Origin of the sequence: Nocardioides dongkuii (genome assembly GCF_014127485.1) — a bacterium.
Lineage (GTDB): Bacteria > Actinomycetota > Actinomycetes > Propionibacteriales > Nocardioidaceae > Nocardioides > Nocardioides dongkuii.
In genome coordinates this window covers 688,056-708,716 of sequence record NZ_CP059903.1, presented here as the reverse complement: position 1 = coordinate 708,716, position 20,661 = coordinate 688,056, and the positions used below count along the sequence as shown (strand labels likewise).

Annotated in this window: 25 protein-coding genes; 5 read left to right on the top strand and 20 right to left on the bottom strand. The window is 73.1% G+C overall.

Annotation, left to right across the window (positions count from 1 at the left end; genetic code table 11):
• Nucleotides 1-62: 62 nt before the first annotated feature.
• From H4O22_RS03300 to H4O22_RS20705, 3 genes are all read right to left on the bottom strand, one after another.
• Nucleotides 63-722: a hypothetical protein gene (locus H4O22_RS03300; RefSeq protein ID WP_182525655.1), complete on the bottom strand. Its 660-nt coding sequence runs from the start codon at nt 720-722 to the stop codon at nt 63-65.
• A gap of 206 nt (nt 723-928) precedes the next feature.
• Complete coding sequence (locus H4O22_RS03295) at nt 929-1,510, bottom strand: SGNH/GDSL hydrolase family protein (protein WP_280530192.1); 582 nt, start codon at nt 1,508-1,510, stop codon at nt 929-931.
• Nucleotides 1,511-1,551: 41 nt separating this feature from the next.
• Entirely contained in the window at nt 1,552-1,686 is a 135-nt protein-coding gene (locus H4O22_RS20705) for a hypothetical protein (protein ID WP_264674370.1), read from the bottom strand.
• A gap of 115 nt (nt 1,687-1,801) precedes the next feature.
• Here H4O22_RS20705 and H4O22_RS03290 point away from each other — a divergent pair, with 115 nt between their 5' ends.
• On the top strand, nt 1,802-2,167 hold the full coding sequence (locus tag H4O22_RS03290; RefSeq protein ID WP_220451274.1) for a DUF4333 domain-containing protein: 366 nt from the start codon (nt 1,802-1,804) through the stop codon (nt 2,165-2,167).
• Entirely contained in the window at nt 2,164-2,700 is a 537-nt protein-coding gene (locus tag H4O22_RS03285; RefSeq protein WP_182525652.1) for a hypothetical protein, read from the top strand. The genes H4O22_RS03290 and H4O22_RS03285 overlap by 4 nt, the downstream gene beginning before the upstream one ends.
• 24 nt (nt 2,701-2,724) lie before the next feature.
• Here H4O22_RS03285 and H4O22_RS03280 read toward each other — a convergent pair whose 3' ends face one another.
• From H4O22_RS03280 to H4O22_RS03270, 3 genes are read right to left on the bottom strand one after another with little or no spacing between them, the layout of a single operon-like run.
• Nucleotides 2,725-3,276 (bottom strand): hypothetical protein, encoded by a 552-nt coding sequence (locus tag H4O22_RS03280; RefSeq protein WP_182525651.1) that lies wholly within the window; start codon nt 3,274-3,276, stop codon nt 2,725-2,727.
• A 37-nt stretch (nt 3,277-3,313) separates the two neighbouring features.
• On the bottom strand, nt 3,314-4,651 hold the full coding sequence (locus H4O22_RS03275) for a putative T7SS-secreted protein (RefSeq protein ID WP_182525650.1): 1,338 nt from the start codon (nt 4,649-4,651) through the stop codon (nt 3,314-3,316).
• Nucleotides 4,648-4,962, bottom strand: coding sequence for a type VII secretion target (locus tag H4O22_RS03270; RefSeq protein ID WP_182525649.1), 315 nt, complete (start codon nt 4,960-4,962; stop codon nt 4,648-4,650). Before H4O22_RS03270 ends, H4O22_RS03275 begins: the two co-directional genes overlap by 4 nt.
• A gap of 123 nt (nt 4,963-5,085) precedes the next feature.
• Between H4O22_RS03270 and H4O22_RS03265 the strand changes: the two genes are divergently transcribed.
• The gene (locus tag H4O22_RS03265; RefSeq protein ID WP_182525648.1) at nt 5,086-5,823 is read left to right on the top strand and encodes a DUF2238 domain-containing protein; all 738 of its coding nucleotides are present in this window, start codon (nt 5,086-5,088) and stop codon (nt 5,821-5,823) included.
• Here the strand turns inward: H4O22_RS03265 and H4O22_RS03260 are convergent.
• The 14 genes from H4O22_RS03260 to H4O22_RS03195 form a co-directional block, all read right to left on the bottom strand.
• Nucleotides 5,744-6,379 (bottom strand): 3-oxoacid CoA-transferase subunit B, encoded by a 636-nt coding sequence (locus H4O22_RS03260; protein WP_182525647.1) that lies wholly within the window; start codon nt 6,377-6,379, stop codon nt 5,744-5,746. The genes H4O22_RS03265 and H4O22_RS03260 overlap by 80 nt on opposite strands.
• Nucleotides 6,376-7,047: a 3-oxoacid CoA-transferase subunit A gene (locus tag H4O22_RS03255; protein ID WP_182525646.1), complete on the bottom strand. Its 672-nt coding sequence runs from the start codon at nt 7,045-7,047 to the stop codon at nt 6,376-6,378. Before H4O22_RS03255 ends, H4O22_RS03260 begins: the two co-directional genes overlap by 4 nt.
• Nucleotides 7,044-8,240 (bottom strand): thiolase family protein, encoded by a 1,197-nt coding sequence (locus H4O22_RS03250; protein WP_182525645.1) that lies wholly within the window; start codon nt 8,238-8,240, stop codon nt 7,044-7,046. Before H4O22_RS03250 ends, H4O22_RS03255 begins: the two co-directional genes overlap by 4 nt.
• Complete coding sequence (gene pcaC, locus H4O22_RS20495) at nt 8,237-8,605, bottom strand: 4-carboxymuconolactone decarboxylase (RefSeq protein WP_182525644.1); 369 nt, start codon at nt 8,603-8,605, stop codon at nt 8,237-8,239. The genes H4O22_RS03250 and pcaC overlap by 4 nt, the downstream gene beginning before the upstream one ends.
• Nucleotides 8,602-9,366, bottom strand: coding sequence for an alpha/beta fold hydrolase (locus H4O22_RS03240; protein WP_182525643.1), 765 nt, complete (start codon nt 9,364-9,366; stop codon nt 8,602-8,604). The genes pcaC and H4O22_RS03240 overlap by 4 nt, the downstream gene beginning before the upstream one ends.
• A complete protein-coding gene (locus H4O22_RS03235) occupies nt 9,363-10,586 on the bottom strand; it encodes a lyase family protein (protein WP_182525642.1) in 1,224 nt (407 codons plus the stop codon). Before H4O22_RS03235 ends, H4O22_RS03240 begins: the two co-directional genes overlap by 4 nt.
• Nucleotides 10,583-11,149, bottom strand: coding sequence for a protocatechuate 3,4-dioxygenase subunit alpha (gene pcaG, locus H4O22_RS03230; RefSeq protein WP_182525641.1), 567 nt, complete (start codon nt 11,147-11,149; stop codon nt 10,583-10,585). The genes H4O22_RS03235 and pcaG overlap by 4 nt, the downstream gene beginning before the upstream one ends.
• A complete protein-coding gene (gene pcaH, locus H4O22_RS03225; protein ID WP_182525640.1) occupies nt 11,146-11,973 on the bottom strand; it encodes a protocatechuate 3,4-dioxygenase subunit beta in 828 nt (275 codons plus the stop codon). Before pcaH ends, pcaG begins: the two co-directional genes overlap by 4 nt.
• Nucleotides 11,974-12,184: 211 nt before the next feature.
• A complete protein-coding gene (locus H4O22_RS03220; protein WP_182525639.1) occupies nt 12,185-14,023 on the bottom strand; it encodes a bifunctional sugar phosphate isomerase/epimerase/4-hydroxyphenylpyruvate dioxygenase family protein in 1,839 nt (612 codons plus the stop codon).
• Nucleotides 14,023-15,042 carry a phosphotriesterase family protein gene (locus H4O22_RS03215; RefSeq protein ID WP_220451273.1) on the bottom strand — a complete coding sequence of 340 codons (1,020 nt, stop codon included), beginning with the start codon at nt 15,040-15,042 and terminating at the stop codon, nt 14,023-14,025. The genes H4O22_RS03220 and H4O22_RS03215 overlap by 1 nt, the downstream gene beginning before the upstream one ends.
• Nucleotides 15,039-16,067: a DctP family TRAP transporter solute-binding subunit gene (locus H4O22_RS03210; RefSeq protein ID WP_182525638.1), complete on the bottom strand. Its 1,029-nt coding sequence runs from the start codon at nt 16,065-16,067 to the stop codon at nt 15,039-15,041. The genes H4O22_RS03215 and H4O22_RS03210 overlap by 4 nt, the downstream gene beginning before the upstream one ends.
• On the bottom strand, nt 16,067-16,990 hold the full coding sequence (locus H4O22_RS03205; RefSeq protein ID WP_182525637.1) for a shikimate dehydrogenase: 924 nt from the start codon (nt 16,988-16,990) through the stop codon (nt 16,067-16,069). The genes H4O22_RS03210 and H4O22_RS03205 overlap by 1 nt, the downstream gene beginning before the upstream one ends.
• Nucleotides 16,987-18,261, bottom strand: coding sequence for a TRAP transporter large permease (locus H4O22_RS03200; protein WP_182525636.1), 1,275 nt, complete (start codon nt 18,259-18,261; stop codon nt 16,987-16,989). Before H4O22_RS03200 ends, H4O22_RS03205 begins: the two co-directional genes overlap by 4 nt.
• A complete protein-coding gene (locus H4O22_RS03195; protein ID WP_182525635.1) occupies nt 18,258-18,839 on the bottom strand; it encodes a TRAP transporter small permease in 582 nt (193 codons plus the stop codon). The genes H4O22_RS03200 and H4O22_RS03195 overlap by 4 nt, the downstream gene beginning before the upstream one ends.
• A gap of 77 nt (nt 18,840-18,916) precedes the next feature.
• Here H4O22_RS03195 and H4O22_RS03190 point away from each other — a divergent pair, with 77 nt between their 5' ends.
• Together H4O22_RS03190 and H4O22_RS03185 are read left to right on the top strand one after the other, a co-directional pair.
• A complete protein-coding gene (locus tag H4O22_RS03190; RefSeq protein ID WP_182525634.1) occupies nt 18,917-19,936 on the top strand; it encodes a LacI family DNA-binding transcriptional regulator in 1,020 nt (339 codons plus the stop codon).
• Between the two features lie 60 nt (nt 19,937-19,996).
• Nucleotides 19,997-20,656, top strand: coding sequence for a DUF2238 domain-containing protein (locus H4O22_RS03185; protein WP_182525633.1), 660 nt, complete (start codon nt 19,997-19,999; stop codon nt 20,654-20,656).
• The last annotated feature ends 5 nt before the right edge of the window (nt 20,657-20,661 follow it).

Genomic DNA, 20,661 nt, shown 5'->3' with positions numbered 1-20,661 from the left:
ACATAGACCGATCCATGTTTTGCGACAAGGCTCGTCCGATAAGCCGCGTCCCCCACGACGGGTCAGGAGACCGGCGCCACCAGGTCCGAGGAGTCGCCGGTGACCACGACGTAGAACCGCTTGCGGGTCTGCGCCGTCGTCACCTGGCCGTCGCTGAGGCGCGGGCTGACGACGAGGTGCTCGGTGTTGTTGGTGCCGACCGGCGCGCAGCCCACGACGCCGGCGATGCCGCACATGGTGGCGGTGATCTCGCCCGAGAACTCCGGGTTCGCGTCGGCGCCCGGCGCCCGGCCGTTCAGGATGGCGTCGCCGTTCTGGTCGACCTGGTTCTGCAGCGCGACCACCGCGAGCACGCCGTTGTCGGTGAGGTCCTCGTTGGCGTCGAGGTAGACGTTGCCGACGGCGCCGGCCGGGGTCGTGGCGTCGGCGTCGTAGCGGGAGGCGACGGTGAAGCCGCCGGACTGCTGCACGATCTGCCCGGTCGCGTCGACCAGCGCCCACCGGCCGACCCCCGCGGGCCCGGCCTCGCCCTGCTCGCCGGCGGGGAGGCTGCCGGTGCGGAAGTCCTTGGCCTTCAGCGTGCCGTCGCGGACGTCGCGCGAGCGGACGGTGTCGTCGACGATGTCCTTGCTGGTGATCTGCATGGCGGCGTACGACGTCCCGCCGGTCGCGACGACGAGGGCGAGGGTCGAGACGACCAGGGACGGGCTGGGACGGCGCATGGGAGGGCCTTTCGAAGGGTGACCGCGGTCACGACAGTGGTGACCATGGTTCGGAGCCCTCCCCCGTTCGGATGGGAATCCCCACCACCGTTGAGTTGGGCACACCTCACCGTCGAGTTGGGCCCAACTCACTACCGAGTTGGGGTGAACTCACCCCAACTCGTGAGTTCACCCCAACTCGAGCGTGAGTTCACCCCAACTCAACCTCAGGCCGAGTCGGTGCGCAGGGCCTCGAGGACGGCGGGGAGCAGGGACGCGGCGATCACGGCGTACCCGCGGCTGGAGGGGTGGAAGCGGTCCGCGGAGAACAGCGTCGGGTCCTCGGCGAAGGCCCGGGAGGTGCGGTGGTCGGCGTCGGCGACCAGCCCGCCCTCGGCCTCGACCGCCGCGACCTGCAGGGCGCGCAGCTCCTCGCTCGCGCGGCGTACGGCGGGGCGCATCGCGGCCGGCACGTGCGGCACCGAGCTGAGGTCGGGGGCCGGCGCGACCACGACCCGCGCCCCGGCCGACCGGAGCGCGCGGACCGCAGCGCCGAGGTCGGCCGCCGCGTCGCGCGGCGGGGTGCGATGGGTCAGGTCGTTGGCGCCGATGACGATCACGGCGACGTCCGGGCGCGCCGGCTGCGCCCGCCGTACCTGACCGGCGAGCGCGGTGCTGCGCGCGCCGGGGACGGCGACCACCTCGGCGTCCGACTCGATGCCGTGGTCGGCGAGGCCGGCGACCAGCCGGGCCGCCAACCGGTCCTCGGGGCGCGAGGCGCCCTGGCCCCAGCCGATCGAGTCGCCCAGGACGGCGAGCCGGAGGGCGCGCGCCCGGGCGTCCGGGGCGCTCAGCTCTGCCCGGGGGCCGGGTCGGGGTCGCTGGCCGGCTCGGAGTCGGGGTCCAGCTGCTCGACGTCCGGCTCCTGGCCGTCCGGGGTCGGCGGCTCGGCGTCCTGGTCGTGCTCGTGGGGTTCCTGGGTCATGCTGGATCGGTACCCCGGTCGTCCCTCCGCTCACGCTCCGACGCACCGGGGTCGGCGACGTTTCCGCCCGGGCGAGCCTGGTCATGATGGCCGAGAACCCACCGGAGAGGATGTCGTGAGAACCCCACCCCACCGCCAGCTCCCGTCTCGCCTCGCGGGCCTCGCCGCCGTCGCGGCCACCGTCGCGACGCTCTCGACCGGGTGCAGCGCCGAGGTGTCCGCGGGCGGCTCCGCGATGAGCGAGGGCCAGGTCGAGGACCTGCTGATGGAGAAGATCACCGAGGAAGCGGGTCAGGAGCCCGACGACGTCGACTGCCCCGACGACCTGGACGCCGAGGTCGGCGCCACGATGACCTGCACCCTGACCGCCGGCACCGACACCCTCGACATCGACGTGGAGGTCACCTCGGTGGAGGGCGACGACCTCCGGTTCGACTACGAGATCGGCCAGATCAACGAGCCGGCCGAGGGCGGCGCATGACCGGCCCGCTCGCGCGGGAGTTCGCCGCCGCGGTCGCCCGGACCGCCGAGGGCACGCCGTACGTCGTCACGCCCACCGAGACCGGCTTCGACGTCGGCATCGACATCGTCGACGCGCAGTGGTTCGGGGTCCTCAACAAGTCGGGTCTGCACAAGACGTTCGTCCACCACGTGGCCGTGCGCGAGTCCGACCGCAGCTTCACGATCACCGATGAGTCCCGGACGGTGGAGTGGGTGGCGGGGGTGCCGCAGCTCACGGGGTCGGTCCAGGTGATGAAGGGCCGGATCAAGGAGTTCGGCGCCCGCAAGGTCTGGGCCTTCGACGAGCACGGGAGCTTCGGCGTCCAGGCCGACTTCCAGTTCGGGTCCGAGGAGGGCCGCGACCTCGTCGTGGGGGTGGCCCAGCAGCTGGGGCTGACGTCACGACGAGGCACCGCGGAGAAGGTCGGGCTCGGGATGGCCCTGTTCACCGTGGTCGGGCTGCTGATCGGCGGCATCGTCGCGATCGTGCTCTTCGCGCTCGGCTACCGCTGAGACCCCCGCCCCCGCGGGGTCCGCTCACTGCGGCGGCAGCGGGTGCGGCTCGCCGTCGGCCGCCGGCCAGTCGACCTGGCCGTCGGGGACGACCTCCACCGTGGCCATGAACTGCTGGAACTCCCGGCCCATCTCCTCGAACTGGCGGTACGTGCAGCTCAGGGTGTGCACGACGACCACCCGGCGCGCGGGGTCGCGCACGTCGACGAAGCCGCGGAAGACCTGGGCCTGCCGGACGTCGAAGCGCCGCCCCTCGACCTCGACGGTGCAGCCCACCGACTGCACGACCGCCTGGTCGTGCTCGCTGCCGGTGACCCGCCGCTGCACGAGCTCGACCTCCGTCGCCCCCTCGGCCCGCAGCTTCGCGAGCGCCTCGTCGGCGATCTCCTCCAGCGGCGTGCTGTCGTTGCGCCAGCCGCCGGAGACGGTGATCGTCGGGGAGTAGTCCTCGTCCAGCCCGCGGCGTACCGCCAGGAACGAGGCGTTCTGCACCCCCCAGGACTCGGGGTCGACCGCGCCCCACTCCGGGCCGGGCAGCTCGAAGCGGAGCGGGATGGGCAGCGTCGTGGCACTCACGGGGTGGCCCTCTCGGTGGTGGTCGGTCGGTGGACGGTCATGGCAGCACGTCGCCGAGGGAGGCGATCAGGTCGCCGGTGTTCTCGGCGATCTCGGGGAAGTCGAGCTCGATCTCCCCGCCGATCTTGCCGCCCACACCCCAGGCGATCCCGCCGGAACCGCCGAGCTTGAGGATCCCGTCGTCGAAGCCGACATCGAGGTCCCCCGCGATGCCGGCGCCGGCCCACGCCTCCGCCTCCACCCCGGCGCCGACGCCACCGAGGTCGACGGAGCCGTTGGCGCTCGCCTTCGCGCCGGCGAAGGCTTCGCCCCCGGCGTGGACGCCGGTCGCGTCCGCGGTGAGGTGGCCGCTGGCCGTGGCCTCCACCGAGACCTCTCCGCCCAGCGACCCCTCGGCGAGCCCGTACTCGCCGGTGACCTCACCCTGCGCGTTGAGCAGCGTGAGGGTCCCGTCGGCATTGATCCGGACGCCGTCCTTGTCGATGACGGCCTCGGCCGACCCGTCCGCCCCGGCGGCGGTGAAGCTCCCGTCGGCGTTGACCTTGAGGCCGCCGAAGTAGTCCTCGTACTCCCCCTTGGCCTGGTAGACGTAGACCTCGCCCTCGGCCTTGCCCAGGCTGATCTCGAAGGGGCTGTCGTGGGTGTCCTTGTACTTCCCGTCCTTCCCGGTGGCGGGGTCGTGGCCGAACGTCTGCTCCCACAACGGCCAGCTGATGCTCGGGCCCTCCGCGGAGCCGTCGGCGCCGAAGACGTCGTCGGAGCCCTCGGTGCGCGAGCCCTCCAGGGCCCCGAGAGCCTCGAGCGTGGTGACGCCGGCCTCGTCCAGCTTCTCGCGGGCGTCCTCGAGGATCTGCACGGCCTCCTCGCGGATCGCCTCGCCCGGGTCCTGGAACGGACCGGGCCGGGCGGGCGAGACCGAGGGAGCCGCGCTGGGAGGCGCGAACGGCGACTGCACGGGTGCGGGCCTGCAGACCGCGTCCTCGTACGCCTTGACCGCGGCGTTGTGGGCCGCGACCGCCTCCTGGGTGGCCTGCTCGCCCTCCTCCCACTTGGCGATGGCGTCCGCGGCGCTGCTCTGGGCGGTGCGGAGCGAGCCCGCGTAGGTGCGCAGCGTCGACCCGGCCTTCTCCAGCAGGGTGGTGTAGGCGCCCCACTTCTCCTGCTCGCGGGCGAACGCCCCGGCGTACGCCGGCTGGGCGAGCCCGCCCTCCCACCCCGGGGTCGTGATCGCGCCCACGGTGGTGGCGAGCCCGCGGACCCGACGGGCCTCGGTGGCCAGCGCGGTGGCGATGGCGTCGACGTGGGCCGGGTCCCCCAGGATGAGCTTCTTCGGGTCGGACGTGCTGCCGAGCTCGCCGCCGGGAGGAAGGCTCATCGGGCACCGCCCGGGCCCGGCGGGAGGAGCGGCGACCGGAACCCGGCGGCGGTCTGCTCGTCGGTGCGCCGGTAGTCGTCCGCCGCCAGGTCCAGCCTCGACGCCAGGGTCTCGAGCCCGGAGTGGAGGGCGTCGTGGGCCTTGACGCACTGGTCGCCGACGGCGTTCATCCAGCCGGCGAGCTCGACGTGGCCGACCTCGGTCGACTTCTCGTCCTTCATCTCCACCGGCTCCGTGCCGAGGTCTCCCGCGACGGCACGGTGCTTCCCTGCTGCGCTCCGCAGCTCCTCGACGAGTACCTCAAAGGTCATCGAGCCGGTCCCTTCCTGACCACCGCATGCCTGGACCATCCGATTCCCGCCGTCGCGGGCTCGAAACCCGCACCCCGGCCCGGATTCCGGCCGGAATTCGTACACCATGGCTAGCGTGATGTCGTGGGCGCCCTCGCCGCGGACCCGGTCCGACCCTCGACCCCCAACCCCGTCATCGTCCTCGACGTGGCTGCCAAGGCCTTGCTCGTGCTCCTGCTGGCGAGCGCGATCCGGTACCCCGAGCTGGGCCACCTCGAGGGCAAGGGCGCCACCGCCCGGGCGGTCGGGTATCCGCTGATGGCGTTCGTGATCCCGGCCGCGTGGCTCCTGGGGTGGCGCGACCGGGTGTCGTTCCCGTGGGTCGTGGACCTGCTGGTGACCCTGACCTGCTTCACGGACACGCTGGGCAACCGGATGGACCTGTACGACAGCCTCCGCTGGTTCGACGACGTGATGCACTTCGTCAACACCGGGGTGCTGACCGCCGCGTTCATCCTGCTCACGCTGTCGCCGCGCGCGACCCGTGGAGCCGTCATCGAGCGCTCGCTGGCCTTCGGCGTCACCGCGGCTCTCGGCTGGGAGATCGCCGAGTACTACGCCTTCCTCAGCACCTCGGGCGTCATCGACCGGTACGCCGACACGCTGGGCGACCTCGCCCTCGGGACGATGGGGTCGGTGGCCGCCGGACTTCTCGTGCACTGGGCCTGGCAGCACGGCCGCCTGCTGACGGCGGGGCCTCAGCCGCTGCCGGCGGTGCGGGTGTTCGCCGTACGTCCCCCGGTCAGCCTCCAGCGACCAGCGGTACGTCGAGGCGAGCGGCCAGCTCGTCCATCGTGGCGCCGAAGGTCTCCAGGACGGTGACGCCGCTCGCCCCGACGGCGAAGGTGGCGGACTCGGTGTAGACCCGGTCGACGCAGCCGACCCCGGTGAGGGGATAGGTGCACGCGGGGACCAGCTTGGGCGAGCCGTCCTTGGCGAAGAGGGTCATCATCACGAACACCTGCCTGGCGCCGATCGCGAGGTCCATCGCCCCGCCCACCGCAGGGATGGCGCCGGGCGCTCCGGTGTGCCAGTTGGCCAGGTCTCCGGTGGCTGAGACCTGGAACGCGCCGAGCACGCAGACGTCGAGATGTCCGCCGCGCATCATGGCGAAGGAGTCGGCGTGGTGGAAGTACGACGCACCGGGCAGCTCGGTGACGGGGACCTTGCCGGCGTTGGTCAGGTCGGGGTCGACCTCGTCGGGTCGCGCGGCCGGCCCCATGTTGAGCATGCCGTTCTCGGTGTGCAGGACGACGCCGGCGTCGGGCGCGAGGTGGTCCGCGACCAGGGTCGGCGCTCCGATGCCGAGGTTGACGTAGGCGCCGCGCGGGATGTCGCGCGCCACGACGGCTGCCAGCTCGTCCCTGGACAGGCTCATCGTCGATCGCCGATCTCGACCACCCGGTCGACGTAGATGGAGGGGGTCACGACGGCCTCGGGATCCAGCTCCCCCACCGCCACGACCTCGGAGACCTGGGCGACCACCGTGGTCGCCGCGGTGGCCATGACGGGTCCGAAGTTGCGCGCGGTCTTGCGGTAGACGAGGTTGCCCATCCGGTCGGCCCGGTGCGCCCCGACCAGGGCGACGTCGCCCCGGATGGGCAGCTCGAGGAGGTACGTGCGCCCGTCGATCTCCCGCGTCTCCCTGCCCTCGGCCAGGGGCGTGCCGACACCGGTCGGTGAGAAGAAGGCACCGATGCCGGCGCCGGCCGCGCGCATCCGCTCGGCGAGGGTGCCCTGGGGCACCACCTCGAGCTCGATCCTCCCGGCACGGTAGAGACCGTCGAACACCCAGGAGTCCGACTGCCGCGGGAAGGAGCAGACCATCTTCTGGACCCGCCCCGCCGCGAGCAGCGCCGCGAGCCCGGTGTCGCCGTTGCCGGCGTTGTTCGACACCACGGTGAGGTCGGTGGCGCCCTGCCTGATGAGGGCGTCGATGAGCGCGACCGGCATGCCCGCCATCCCGAAGCCGCCGACGAGCACGGTGGCGCCGTCCCGGACCCCCGCCACGGCCTCGTCGGTATCGACGCAGACGGTGGCGCTCACCGGTGCCCTGCCCCGGTCACGTTCTCGAGGACGACCGCCAGGCCCTGGCCGACGCCGATGCAGATCGCGGCGACGCCCCACCGGTCGCCCGACGCGACGAGGCGCTTCGCGAGCGTGCCGAGGACCCGACCGCCGGAGGCGCCGAGCGGGTGCCCGATCGCGAGGGCACCACCCTTGGCGTTGACGATGTCGGGGTCGATGCCCCACTGGTCGATGCAGGCCAAGGACTGCACGGCGAACGCCTCGTTGAGCTCCACCGCCGCGACGTCCGCCCACCCGACGCCAGCGCGGGCGAGCGCTCGGTTCGCCGCCTCGACCGGCGCGACGCCGAACAGCGGCGGCTCGTTGGCCGCCGTGCCCCGACCGGCCACCCGGGCCAGCGGATCGAGGCCGAGGGTGGCCGCCGCGCGCTCGGAGCCGAGCAGGACCGCCGACGCTCCGTCGTTGAGCGGGGAGGAGTTGCCGGCCGTGATGGTGCCGTCGGGGCGGAACGACGGCGTGAGGGCGGCGAGCTTCTCGCTGCTGGTCCCGGAGCGGATGCTCTCGTCGCGGGCCAGCTCCGCGCCCGGCACCTGGACGACCAGGTCGTCGTAGAAGCCGTCGGCCCAGGCTCGGTCGGCCCGCTCGTGCGAGCCGACCGCGAAGGCGTCCTGGCGCCGGCGCGAGATCCCCGTCCTCTCGGCCAGCACCTCGGTGGAGTCGCCGAGCGAGGACGTCCACTCCCGCGGCATGGCGTCGTTGACGAGCCGCCAGCCCAGCGTGGTCGAGACGAGCGTGGCGTCCCCGGCCGGGTAGGCCCGCGAGGGCTTGGGCAGCACCCAGGGGGCACGGCTCATGGACTCCACGCCGCCGGCCACGACCAGGTCGGCGTCACCGGTCTCGACCATCCGGGACGCCTGCATCGCCGCGTCGAGGGAGGACCCGCACAGCCGGTTGACCGTGGTGGCGGGGACCGAGACGGGCAGCCCCGCGAGAAGCACCGCCATCCGGCCGACGTTGCGGTTGTCCTCCCCGGCCTGGTTCGCGCAGCCCCACACCACCTCGTCCACCCGGCTGCGGTCCAGCGCCGGCGCCCTGGCCAGCACGGCGTCGAGGGCGAGGGTCGCGAGGTCGTCCGGGCGCACCCCGGCGAGCGCGCCGCCGAACCTGCCGAAGGGCGTGCGCGCCGCGGCGTAGAGGTAGGCGTCGGTCACGGGCTCTCCTCCAGGACCTGCTGGGCGATGCGGAAGGCGGCGTTGGCGTCCGGGACGCCGCAGTAGACGGCCGTCTGCAGCAGGACCTCCCGGATCTCGGTCACGGTGAGTCCGTTGCCGAGCGCCGCGCGCAGGTGCATGGCGAGCTCCTCGTGGTGGCCACGGGCGACCAGGGCGGTGATCGTCACCACCGAGCGGGTGCGCCGGTCCAGGTCCGGTCGGGTCCAGATCCCGCCCCAGACGTACTCGGTGATCAGCCGCTGGAAGTCGGCCGTGAGGTCGGTGGTCGCCGCGTCGGCGCGGTCGACGTGCTCGTCGCCCAGCACCTCCCGACGTACCTGCATCCCGTCGTCGTACCTGCTCATGCTGCTCCTCCCACGGTCGTGGACCTCACCTGCCGGCGGACGAGGTCCGCGACGGCCTCCGGCGCCTCGGCGGGGGCCAGGTGGCCCACGCCGTCGAGGACGACGAGGCGGCCGTCGCGGACCCCGTCGGCGATCTCCCGCAGCGACTCGGGTGGCGTGGCGACGTCCTCAGCGCCGGCCACGGCGAGGACCGGGGAGGCGACCTCGCCCAACCGGTCACGCACGTCGAAGGTCGCGAGCGCCCCGCACACCGCCGCGTACCCGTCGTCGTCGGTGTCGGCGAGCGCGTGCAGCAGTGCCGAGGCCCGAGCCGGTTCCCGATCGAGGAACCTCGCCCCGAACCAGCGCCCGGCCGACTCCTCGACCACCGACGCGGTGCCCGAGCGGAGGACGCGGTCGGTCCGCTCCTGCCAGGACTGCGCCGTGCCCAGGCGCGCGCCGGTGCAGAGCAGGACGGCCGAGGCGACCCGGTCGGGGACGTCGAGCAGCAGCTGGAGACCGACCGCGCCGCCGACGGAGTTCCCCGCGTAGTGGAAGGGCCCCTCGCTGCGCGCCGAGACCTGGTCGAGCACCCGGGCGGCGAGATCCACCATGCTCAGCGGCCCCCGCGTCCGGTGCGGGCCGGTGCGGTCGCTGCCGTGGCCGGGCAGGTCCCACGCGACCACGTCGAGGTCCGGCTCCAGGAGCCGGGCGCAGTCGCCCCACAGGGTGGCCGCCGACGTGCCGAGCGAGGGACCGAGCACCAGGACCGGCCGGGTCATGCCCGCGCCTCCGCCAGCACCGCCGCGGCACGCGCGAGCGGCGCCTGGAGGAAGGCGTCCGTCGCGCCCAGGTACGACGGCGCGGGCTCACGCCCGGCGAGGGCGGCCATCGCCTGCTGCTCGGCACCGACGCCGTCAGCCCCGGCGAGCAGCTCGGCCGCGCGGTCCTCGTGCACGACCAGGTCGCGGAGGAGATCGGTGGTCTGGGACCCGGCGACGACGGTGCGACGCAGCAGGACCCGCAACGTCGACCACTCGGCGTGCCACCCGCCCGCCGTGCGCTCGTCGGTGGCGTCCGCCGCAGCGGCGTGCAGCGTGGCGCACAGGGCGGGGGCGGTGAGGGCCGCGCGGCGTACCAGCACCGAGAGGGTCGGGTTGGCCTTGTGCGGCATCGTCGAGGACGCGCCGCCCACCCCCTCGGACAGCTCGCCGACCTCGGACCGCGCTGCCGACAGCACGTCGTTCGCCACATGGCCCCAGGCGTCGGTGCAGCGGGTCGCGGCGTCCCCCAGCCGGGTCACGCTGGTGCGGACGGTGTGCCACGGCGTCGACGGAGCCAGGCCGAGCGCCGACGCGACCTGGACCGTCGCCTCCGCGACGGCGGAGACCGGGTCGGACAGGTGACCGGCGAGCTCCACGGCGGCGGCCATGGTGCCGGCGGCACCGCCCAGCTGGACCGGCAGGACCACCGCCGTCAGGTCGTTGTGGGCGTCGAGCACGCCGCTCAGCCAGGACGCCGCCCGCAGCCCCACAGTGGTCGGCACGGCGTGCTGGGTCAGGGTCCGGGCGACGGCCGGCGTGTGCCGGTGCGTCTCGACCAGGTCGACGAGGCATCGCACCTGCACCAGGAGCTCCCGGCGCAGCATCTCGACCGGTGCGGTCGCGCACCGCATCAGCGCGGTGTCGACGACGTCCTGGCTGGTGAGGCCGCGGTGCAGCCACCGGCCGGGCTCGCCGTCGAGGCCCTCGCGGAGGAGCGCGACCAGGGGCACCACCGGGTTGCCGCTGGCCTCGGCCCGCGCGCCGAGCACCTTGAGCACGTCGGTCGGGAGCAGCGCGGCGAGCTGCGCTGCGGAGACCGCGGCGCCCGCCGGCGCGATCCCGAGCGTCACCAGCGCGGCGCTCCAGGCAGCCTCGAGCTCGAGCGCCGCCTGCAGGAACGACTGGTCGTCGAGCAGCCCCCCTGCTCGGTGGTCCCCGGGCCAGAGCAGGTCGCTCATCGGGCGTCGTGACGGAGGAAGACCGTCTCCCCCTCACCCTGCAGGCGCACGTCGAACACGTAGCCGTCCCGGTCCCGGCGGGCCACCAGGGTCTCGCGCCGCCCGGGCTCGACCGCTGCCAGCAGCGGGTCGGCCGCCAGGGCGGCGCTCCCCTCCGGCCCGCTGGCCGGGAGGTAGGCACGGGTCAGCAGCCGGTCCGTGAGGCCGCGGCCGAGCAGGCAGAGGGCGAAGTACGGCGCCGCCCCGGGCACGACGGGACCCGGCGTGAGGGTCGAGAACGAGTACCGGCCGGTGCGGTCGGTCGCCGCGCGGCCCCACCCGGTGAAGACCCAGCCGTCGCGGTGCAGCGACCCCGGCTCCTGCGGCACGCGGCCTGCCGGGTCGGTCTGCCAGACCTCGACCACGGCGTCCGGCACCGGGTCTCCGGCACCGTCCAGCACCTGCCCGTGCAGGCGCACGCGGCCGGGGTGCCCGGACGGGACCAGGTCGGCGCTGCCGTCGTACGGCAGCGCGAAGTGGAAGAACGGGCCGACGGTCTGGCCCGGGGTGGGGGTGGGCGTCACCGGTCGTCCTCCCTGTCGTCCTGCACGTCGCGCTCCAGCGGCGTGCGCGCCCCGCCGGTGAGCACGATGTCCCACCGGTAGCCCGTGCTCCACTCGTGCTGGGTCAGGTCGTGGTCATAGGTCGCCACCAGCCGCTCCCGCGCGTCCTGGTCCACCAGCGACCCGTAGATCGGGTCGAGCCCGAAGATGGGGTCCCCCGGGAAGTACATCTGGGTGACCAGCCGCTGGGTGAATGCCGTCCCGAACACGGAGAAGTGGATGTGGGCGGGCCGCCAGGCGTTGCGGTGGTTCTTCCACGGGTAGGGACCGGGCTTGATCGTCGTGAACCGGTAGGAGCCGTCGTCGCCGGTGAGACAGCGGCCGGCCCCGGTGAAGCACGGGTCGAGCGGCGAGGGGTGCTGGTCGCGCTGGTGGTGGTAGCGCCCACCGGCGTTGGCCTGCCAGACCTCGACGAGCTGACCTCGCACCGGGCGGCCCGATCCGTCGACCACGCGCCCCGTGACCGTGATCCGCTCCCCGATCGGCTCACCGCCGCGCTGGATGGTGAGGTCCGACTCGAGCGGGTCGACGTCGCGGTGCCCGAACGCCGGCGACCACAGCTCGATGCCCTCCGGGTCGGTCTGCTGCAGGTCCTTGGTGGGGTGCCGCAGCGTCGTGGAGCGGTACGGCGGGTAGTCCAGTCGCGGATGCTCTTCCGCCGGAGCACCCCCGGCCAGTCGGGCCGCGTACTCCCCGGCGATCGCGGCCATCTCGGCGCTGATCTCCGTCTGGGAGCCGTGTGCGGCGTCGGAGGAGGCCGCGGACGGCTGCTGCGCGGTCGTCATGCGATCGAGCCTAGGAAGCCGCCACCGCGAAGTCGACGGTCGTTCGTCACCGGGTGGAACGGCCCCTGACGAGGTGGACGCCCATGGCAGGCAGCACCGGACAGCCCGGCGCGTCCGTCGTCGACCGCACGGTCGAGCAGCCCGTCCTCGACGGAGGGGGCCCCGCAGCAGGGTGAGGACCTGCGGGAGGGACCCCGCCACGGCGCCACCATCAGTGCCGCCCGGACGGGGCCGAGCGCTGGTGCTGGGCCGCCAGTCGCACGGGTGCGTTGGGCGCGCCGTACCCGTCGTAGCCGCCCCGGCGCTGCACGACCTCGAAGAAGACGCCGCCCACGGTCTCGGTGTAGAAGTGCACGAACTCCCCCGCGGCGTGTCGGTCATAGAGGATCCCCAGCTCCTGCATCTGCGCCAGCTCCTGGTCCGGGAGCCGGAAGCGTGCCTGCAGGTCGTCGTAGTAGTTGGCCGGGATCGGCAGTGGTCGCAGCCCGCGTCCACGTGCCCGGCGCGCGACGGTCATCGCGTCGGTCGCCGAGAACGCCACGTGCTGCGGGTATCCCTGGGGGTGGTCGAAGGCCGGCGGCGCCACGTTCAGGGCCAGGCGCACCGCGCCGTCCGCGCTGCGGATGACCTGGCTGCGCACGAGCCCCGTGGGTGCCGCCACGTCCTGGCTGCTCCCGGAGCTGAGCGCCAGGACGCTGCTGTAGAACAGCACCGCCTCGTCGTAGTGCTGCCAGGAGTGCGTCAGGTTGACGTGGTCGATGTCGGTGACCAGCGGATCGCCGGCGGGGGTCTCGCCGTGCTCGAACTCGCCCACCCAGGCGGCGTCGTCGCCCGCCACCCCCGCCAGGAAGACCTCGGTGCCGTCCGGCCCCCGGAAGGCCGGCAGCTCCTGCTCGTGGGCATGGGTGCGCCGCACGACCGTCGGGGCCTGCAGCTCCGCGGCCCGGCGGGCCGAGGCCTCGGGGTCGGTGACCTCGAAGCCCACCGCGGCCAGCGTCGGCACCCAGTCGCGGGCCTGCTGCTCGTTGAGGATGATCCGCGCGCGACCCTGGGTCCACAACCGCACCGGCTTGGTGCGGTGGCGGCCGCGGAAGGCGAACCCCAGCTGCCGGAGCACCGCGTCGATCTCGCTGGCGTCCTCGGCCTTGACCTCGACGAAGTCCAGCGCCGCCGGCGCAGCGACGGGGGGCAGCCGCCTCGGGCCGTCTGCGCCAGGTGCGAGGACCGGCGGGGCCGCGAGCCCGGCGACCTGGTCCTCGAGCCAGGTCAGCGAGCGCTGGGCCTGCTGGGCGGTGCGGTGGACGTCGGTCTGGCGGAAGGTGTCGTTGAAGACCTCGAGGGAGAGCGGACCGGTGTAGCCCGCGCGCAGCACGTGGCCGACGAACGACGCCAGGCCGAACGACCCCTCGCCGGGGAAGAGCCGGTGGTGCCGGCTCCACGAGAGCACGTCCATCGACAGCGCGGGGGCGTCGGCGAGCTGGAGGTAGAAGATCTTCTCGCCCGGGATGCCCTCGATCGCGGCGGGGTCGTGCCCGCGCGAGAGGATGTGGAAGCTGTCGAGGCACACGCCCACCGCGGGGTGGTCGGCCAGGTCGACGATGCGCCACGCGCGCCGGTAGTCGTCGACGAAGCGACCCCACGCCAACGCCTCGAAGGCCAGGCGCATCCCGTGGCTCTGCGCCAGGTCGCCGAGTCTCCGGAGCTGGTCGGCGGACACCTCGTCGTCGTCGACGGTGGCGGAGCCGACGTTGCTGCACACGAGCATGGTGTCGATCCCGAGCCGGCCCATCAGCCTGAACTTCGACGCCGCTCGGTGGAGCACGTCGGCGAACAGCTCCTCCGTGACGCCCTCCGCGTCGCGGAAGGGCTGGTACAGGTCGAGGGTGAGCCCGAGCCGGCGGGCCAGGGCGGCCACCTCCTCCGGGCTCTCCGCCGACGCCACGAGGTCGGGCTCGAAGATCTCCACGCCGTCGAACCCGGCCGCTGCCGCCGCGTGCAGCTTCTCCGGGAGTGCGCCGCTCAGGCAGACGGTGGCGATCGACGTGCGCATCAGGCGCCCCTGCCGGCGGTGGGGACGGTGGCGGCGGGCAGTCGCGGGCGCAGCAGGCGGGCCGGGTTGGCGACCAGCAGCTGGTGGATGTCGTCGTCGGTCGCGCCTCCGCCCAGCAGCTTCGGGACGATGCGCGTGGAGATGTCCTCCAGGTGCCAGTTCGGCGCGTGAGCGGCTCGCCAGGACGGCGGGGTGACGCGGCTGAAGAAGGCCGCGTCGTGGGAGAGCACCATGCTCTCGACGTAGCCGCGGTCGATCAGCTCGAGCACGGTCTGGATCCGCGCCTCGTCCGGCAGCACGTGCTCCATGCCGAAGCGGTCCATCCCGATGGTGGCGCCCGCGTCCATCAGCTCCCGCAGGTAGTCGATGTCCTGGCTGTCCCCGCAGTGGCCGATGACGAGCCGCTCGGGGTCGACCCCGCGTGCGGTGAGGAACGCCAGCTGCTCGCGACCGTTCCGCGAGGGCGCGTGGGTGTGGGTGGTGATGGGGACGCCGGTCTGCTGGTGAGCGGTGGCGGCAGCGCTCATCACCCGCCGGACGTCCTCGGTGAGCCCGGGCCGGTCGGTGACCACCTTGAGCATCGCGGCGCGGACCCCCGTGCCCGCGATGCCGGTCTCGATGTCGTCCAGGAACATCTGGGTCAACGGGTCCGGGCCGTGGTCGATGAGCAGGCCCGGACCGTGGACGTGGAAGTACGGCGGCAGCGCGTCGACGCAGTAGTAGCCGGTCGAGGCCAGCAGGTTGATCTCGGTCCGTGCGGCGACGGCGGCCACGCGGGCGACGTCGCGCCCGAGGCCGAGGACCGTCAGGTCGACCACCGTGCGGATGCCGAGAGCGCCGAGCCGGTCCAGGCCGGCGATCGCGGTCCGGACGGCTGCCGCCTCGTCCCATTCGGGGTGGGGGAAGTTCAGGTCGAGCTCCGGATCTCCCACGAAGACGTGCTCGTGGATCAGGGTCGGGCCGAGGTCATCGGCAGCCACCGCCCCTCGGAAGGTCTGGACCTCGCCCACCTCGGTCACTCCGCCACGCCTCGGATGGCCTCGTACACCGCGAGCTGCTCCTCGTTGAAGTTCTCCCGCAGGTAGGTGTCGGCCTGGGTCCGGAACGCCTCGACATCGACGTCGTCGACGATCTCCATGTCACCGGTCTCCTCCCACTCCGCGAGCGTCTTCTCCTCGTCCTCGGCGACACAGCCCGGGACCTCCTCGACGGCCTTGTCGACCGCCGACTGGAGCACGTCCTGCTGGGCCGACGTCATCTCGTCCCACACGCCGCCGATGATCACGAGGTTGGAGTTGGCCTGGTGACCCGACAGGCTGACGTAGTCCTGCACCTCCTGCAGCGAGCTGGAGTCGATGTTCGTGATCGGGTTCTCCTGGCCGTCGACCGTGCCCTGCTGCAGCGCGAGGAAGAGCTCCTCGTAGGCGACCTCGGTGGCATCCGCGCCGAGCGCCTCGGCGTTCATCAGGAACTGCGGCGAGTTGGGGAACCGCATCCGCAGGCCGTCGAGATCCTCGGGCGACCGGATCGGCTCGTTGGCGGTGAAGTGGCGGGCGCCGGCCGACCACGCTCCGAGCGTCGTGACGCCGGCCTCGTCGGCGAAGCTCTGCACGAGCTCGTCGGAGGCCTCGCTGTCGAAGAAGCGAGCGAGGTGCTCGCCGTCGTCGAACGCGTAGGCGGCGTCGACGACGGCGACGGGCTCGTACACGGCGCCGAGGGCCGATGCGCCCTGGATGTCGATGTCGACGTCGCCGGAGACGACGGAGGCGATGCGGTCCGCGTCCGCGCCGAGCTGGCTCGCCGGGAAGATCTCGACGGTCATGTCCGCGTCGGCCGCGGCGACCTCGTCGGCGATGATCTGGGCTCCGCACCGGTGCTGGGGCTGGGTCTCGGTGTAGGAGTGGGCGAGCGTCAGCTCGACCGCTCCGCCGCCGCCGCCGTCGTCGTCGTCACCGCAGGCAGCGAGGAGGACGAGGGGCGCGACGGCCGCAGCAGCCAGGGTGGCGCGTCGTCGAGAGCGTCGGCTCGTGTCGGGGAGTGCCATCAGGGGTTCCTTTCATCGGGTGTGTCCGGGACCTGGGGGTCGAGCCGCGCGCGTCGTACCTCGGCCCCGACGAGCTCCTCGAGGTCGCCGAACATGGCGGCACGGTCGGCCGGGAGACCGGTGATCAGCTCGAAGGCGTCGGCCGCCTGGTGCACGGCCATGCCGGCGCCGGTCAGGGTGCGGCAGCCGCGTTCGGCCGCGGCGAGGAGCAGCGGGGTGTGCAGCGGGCGGTAGACGATGTCGGCCACCCACAGCCCGGGGCGCAGGAGCTCGGTCGGGACCGGAGTGCCGGGGTGCGCCGCCATGCCGATCGGCGTGGCGTTGACCAGGCCGTCCGCCGCAGCGATGGCGTCGGCGACGTCCTCCGGCGAGACGGCGACGACCTCTGCGGCGTCGGCGAGCCGTGGCACTGACCGGCTCAGGTCCTCGGCCCGCGTGACGTCCGGGTCCGCCACCCGGAGCCGCCGGACGCCGTGCGCGAGCAGGGCGTGGGCGACGGCCGTCCCGGCGCCTCCGGCGCCGAGGAGGACGACCTCGTCACGCGGGGCCCCGGCCAGACCGTCCTCGAACGAGCGACCGAACCCGGTCACGTCCGTGTTGTGCCCCACCGTGCCGCCGGCGCCGATCAGGACGGTGTTCAGCGCGCCGATGGCCTCGACCCCGTCACTCACCCGGTCCACGAGCGGCACCATCGTCTGCTTGACCGGGTGGGTGACGTTGAGGCCGTCGAAGCCCAGCTCGACGGCGGCGGCCAGCAGCTCGCGGAGTCGCTCCGGGGTCGTCTGCTGCTCGGCCAGGTCGACCGTCTTGTAGACGTAGCGGACCCCTTGGCGGACCGCCTCGCGCTCGTGCAGCTCGGGCGTGAGGGACGGACCGACTCCCTGGCCGAAGAGCCCGGCGAGGAAGGAGCGACGGGCGCTCACAGGTTGAGCCTCTCCGGCAGGTACAAGATCGCGTCGGGCCAGAAGATGATGCCGAAGCAGATCAGCAGGAGCGGCACCATGAAGGGCAGCGAGCCGTAGAAGACCTCGGCCATGCGTGCCTTGGCGATCGCCTGGAGCACGAAGATGACCGTGCCGACCGGTGGGGTCAGCAGCCCGATCATCTGCGAGAGGATCATCAGCACGCCCAGCGCGATGGGGTCCACGTCGTACTGCGCGCTGATCGGGATCAGGATCGGCACGGTCAGGGTCAGCACGGCGATCGCGTCGAGGGCGGTGCCGAGGACGAGCGAGAGCGCGAAGACCAGCAGGAGGAAGACGGTCGCGTTGTCCGTCAGCCCGAGCACCAGCTCCGAGAGGTCCTGGGGCACGCGCTCGCGAGCGAAGATGTAGCCGAGGAGGCTCGCCGAGGCGACGATCAGCATGATGCTGCCGGTGGTGAGCACCGCCTCGGTGAACACCTTCGGGAGGTCGCGGACCCTGAGGGTGCCGTACGCGAAGCCCAGGACCGCCATGTACGCGGCGCCGACGGCAGCGGCCTCGGTCGGGGTGAAGTAGCCCCCGAGGATGCCGCCCAGGATGATGACCGGCGCGCCGAGCGGGGCGATCACGCGACGCCCGGTCACGCCCACCTGGTGCCAGCTGAACTCGGTCCGCTGGATGTTCGGGTCCCGGCGCACCCAGATGAAGACGACCACGGCGAGGCCGAGGGCCATCAGCAGGGCCGGCACGACCGAGGCTGCGAACAGCGCCCCGGTCGAGACCGCGGCGAGCCCCGCGTAGATGACGGCCGGGATGCTGGGCGGCATGACCGGCGCGATGAGGGCGGCCGAGCCCGTGACCCCGAGGGCGAACTTGCGCGAGTAGCCGTTGCGCAGCATCGCCGGGATCTGCAGCTTGCCGAGCGCGGCGGCGTCGGCCACCGCGGAGCCGCTCATCCAGGAGAAGCCGACGCTGACGCCGATGCTGACGTAGCCGAGGCTGCCGCGCACCCGGCCGAGCAGCGCCAGGGCGAAGTCGAAGAGGCGGTCCGCGATACCGGCGTGGTTGGCGAAGGAGCCCAGCAGGATGAACAGGGGGACGGCGAGCAGCGGGAAGCTCGCGGTCGCGTTGGCGACCAGGCGGAGGGCGAGCCCCACGGACTGGTCGGTGGTGATCATGTAGAGCAGGCACGGGCCGACGAAGGCGAAGGCGATCGGCACCCGGACCAGCAGGAGCGCGGTGATCAGCAGGCTGAGGACGAGCAGGCTCATGTGGTCGGGACCCCCGCGACGTCCTCGAAGGACATCACCGGCGCGCCCAGGACGGCGTACCGCACGGCGGCGATCACTGCCCGGACCGTGGTGCTGACGAAGCCGATCATCGAGATGCCGTAGAGCCAGGACATCGGCATCTCCAACGCGGGCGACTTCAGCACGCCCTGGGTCTCCACCAGCTCCCAGGCCTCCGCGGTGAGCCCGTAGCCGACCGCCGCGACGATCAGGCACGAGAGGACCCGCACGACCCGGCGCACGGTGTCGTTCCCTACTCCGTCGATCATCTCGATCGCGATGTGGGAGTCGGTGGTGACCAGGACGCCGGCGACGACGAAGGTCAGCCACACCAGCGAGAACCGCGCGAGCTCGCCGGTCCAGGCCCAGCCCTCGATCGGCAGGTATCGCTGACCGGCCTGGACGAGGACCAGGAAGAAGATCAGCAGGAGAGCAGCCACCCCCAGGGCGATCTCGAGGGCCGTCACCGTGCGCGCGGCCCTGGCGAGCCAGCGGGGCGGGTCGGTGAACAGGCCTGCGAGCCGCCCGCGGGCGCCGGAGGAGCGTGGGTCGGCCGTCACAGCCAAGGACCGTAGGAGCGTGACGACAATCACGGCAAGGGGTTGCCAACCTGTTGCCACCGGAGTTGGGTGAGCACGTGAGCGGCCCCACCATCTACGACGTGGCCCGTGCGGCGGGCGTCGCGACCTCGACCGTCTCGCGGGCCTTCTCGAGTCCCACGCGGGTCAGCGCGACCACGCGCGAGCGGGTGCGCGCCGTCGCCGCCGAGCTCGGCTACCAGCCGAATCCCCACGCGCGCGCCCTGCTGTCGGGACGACACCAGACCATCGCGATGGTGGTCTCGGACATCGCCAATCCGCACTACTTCGATCTCATCAGGGGCGCCGAGATGCGGGCGCGCGCCTCCCAGTTCACCCTGGTGCTGGTCAACGCAGAGGAGTCGCCACGGGTCGAGTACGACCAGATCCAGCGTCTGGTGCCGGCGGTGGACGGGTTCGTCCTGGCGGCCAGTCGCCTTCCCGACGAGAACCTGCGACAGGTGGCCGGCCAACGTCCCGTGGTCCTGATGAGTCGAGAGCTGCCCGGCCTGGCCAGCGTCGTGCTCGACCACCACCGGGGCTGCCGCCAGATCGTGGAGCACCTCGCGTCACTGGGACACCGGGGGCTCCTCTACCTGGCCGGGCCGCGCAACTCGTGGATGGCGGCCACGCGCTGGTCCGCCCTCGCGACAGCCGCCGACGAGCTCGGGATCGAGGCGCGGCGGATCGGCCCGTTCACGCCCAAGGCGTCCCAGGGCGGCGCGGCGGCCGACGCCGCGACGCAGGCCGGTGCGACGGCGATCGTCGCCCACAACGACCTGCTGGCGATCGGGGTGACCCAGCGACTCGCACACCGCTCGCTCGCCGTGCCCGACGACGTCAGCGTGGTCGGCTTCGACGACATCTTCGCCGCGGAGATGTGCACACCGGGCCTGACGACCCTGGGCGGGGCCCATGTCGATGTCGGCCGGGCAGCCGTGGACCTGCTGCTGGACATGCTGGGCGGGCCCGACCGCAGCGCGCGCCAGCCGGTGCAGCTCGCGCTCCCGACGGAGCTCGTCCTGCGTTCCTCGACCGGGATCGCGGCGAGCACGCGGCGAGCTGCCGTAGGGACGTAGCGGCGGGTGGGACGCCCGCCCGACGCCGGGCTCGGGGCGGACCACGGATAGCGTGCGCCTGTGAGCGACGACCCCCCGGCCTCCGTTCGACACCCGATCCCCGGACTCGTCGCCGCCCTCGACGTCGCGGGCAAGGCCTCGCTCCTGCTGCTGCTGCTGAGCGCGATGCTCTACCCCGAGCTCGGCAACCTCGAGGGGAAGGGGGCCACCGCCCGGGCGATCGGCTACCCGCTCCTGGCGTTCACGATCCCGGCCGTGTGGTACCTGCGGTGGCGCGACCGGGCGTCGTTCCCGTGGCTCGCGGACCTGCTGGTGACCGTGACCTGCTTCTCCGACACCCTCGGCAACCGGATGGACCTCTACGACACCATCCGGTGGTTCGACGACCTGATGCACCTGGTCAACACCGGCCTGCTGGCCGCCGCGTTCATCCTGCTCACCCTGGCGCACCGCGCGACCCTCGGACGGGTGCTGGAGCGTGGGCTCGCCTTCGGCGTCACCGCGGCCCTCGGCTGGGAGATCGCCGAGTACTACGCCTTCCTCAGCACCTCGGGCGCCTCCGACCGGTACGCCGACACCCTGGGCGACCTCACCCTCGGAACGCTCGGGTCGGTCGCCGCCGCCCTGGTGGTGCACCGCGCCTGGCAGGGCAGCTACCTGCTCGCCGCAGCGCCCCAGCTGGAGTCGAGGGCGCCCGTGCCCGCGACGACCATCGGCTGACCGGT

Coding starts and splice junctions, on each gene's coding strand:
- H4O22_RS03220 (WP_182525639.1), bottom strand. CDS start 14,023: ATGCGCACGTCGATCGCCACCGTCTGCCTGAGCGGCGCACTCCCGGAG.
- H4O22_RS03200 (WP_182525636.1), bottom strand. CDS start 18,261: ATGAGCCTGCTCGTCCTCAGCCTGCTGATCACCGCGCTCCTGCTGGTC.
- H4O22_RS03285 (WP_182525652.1), top strand. CDS start 2,164: ATGACCGGCCCGCTCGCGCGGGAGTTCGCCGCCGCGGTCGCCCGGACC.
- H4O22_RS03275 (WP_182525650.1), bottom strand. CDS start 4,651: ATGAGCCTTCCTCCCGGCGGCGAGCTCGGCAGCACGTCCGACCCGAAG.
- H4O22_RS03270 (WP_182525649.1), bottom strand. CDS start 4,962: ATGACCTTTGAGGTACTCGTCGAGGAGCTGCGGAGCGCAGCAGGGAAG.
- H4O22_RS03300 (WP_182525655.1), bottom strand. CDS start 722: ATGCGCCGTCCCAGCCCGTCCCTGGTCGTCTCGACCCTCGCCCTCGTC.
- H4O22_RS03235 (WP_182525642.1), bottom strand. CDS start 10,586: ATGAGCGACCTGCTCTGGCCCGGGGACCACCGAGCAGGGGGGCTGCTC.
- H4O22_RS03240 (WP_182525643.1), bottom strand. CDS start 9,366: ATGACCCGGCCGGTCCTGGTGCTCGGTCCCTCGCTCGGCACGTCGGCG.
- H4O22_RS03260 (WP_182525647.1), bottom strand. CDS start 6,379: ATGAGCCTGTCCAGGGACGAGCTGGCAGCCGTCGTGGCGCGCGACATC.
- H4O22_RS20705 (WP_264674370.1), bottom strand. CDS start 1,686: ATGACCCAGGAACCCCACGAGCACGACCAGGACGCCGAGCCGCCGACC.
- H4O22_RS03210 (WP_182525638.1), bottom strand. CDS start 16,067: ATGGCACTCCCCGACACGAGCCGACGCTCTCGACGACGCGCCACCCTG.
- pcaC (WP_182525644.1), bottom strand. CDS start 8,605: ATGAGCAGGTACGACGACGGGATGCAGGTACGTCGGGAGGTGCTGGGC.
- pcaH (WP_182525640.1), bottom strand. CDS start 11,973: ATGACGACCGCGCAGCAGCCGTCCGCGGCCTCCTCCGACGCCGCACAC.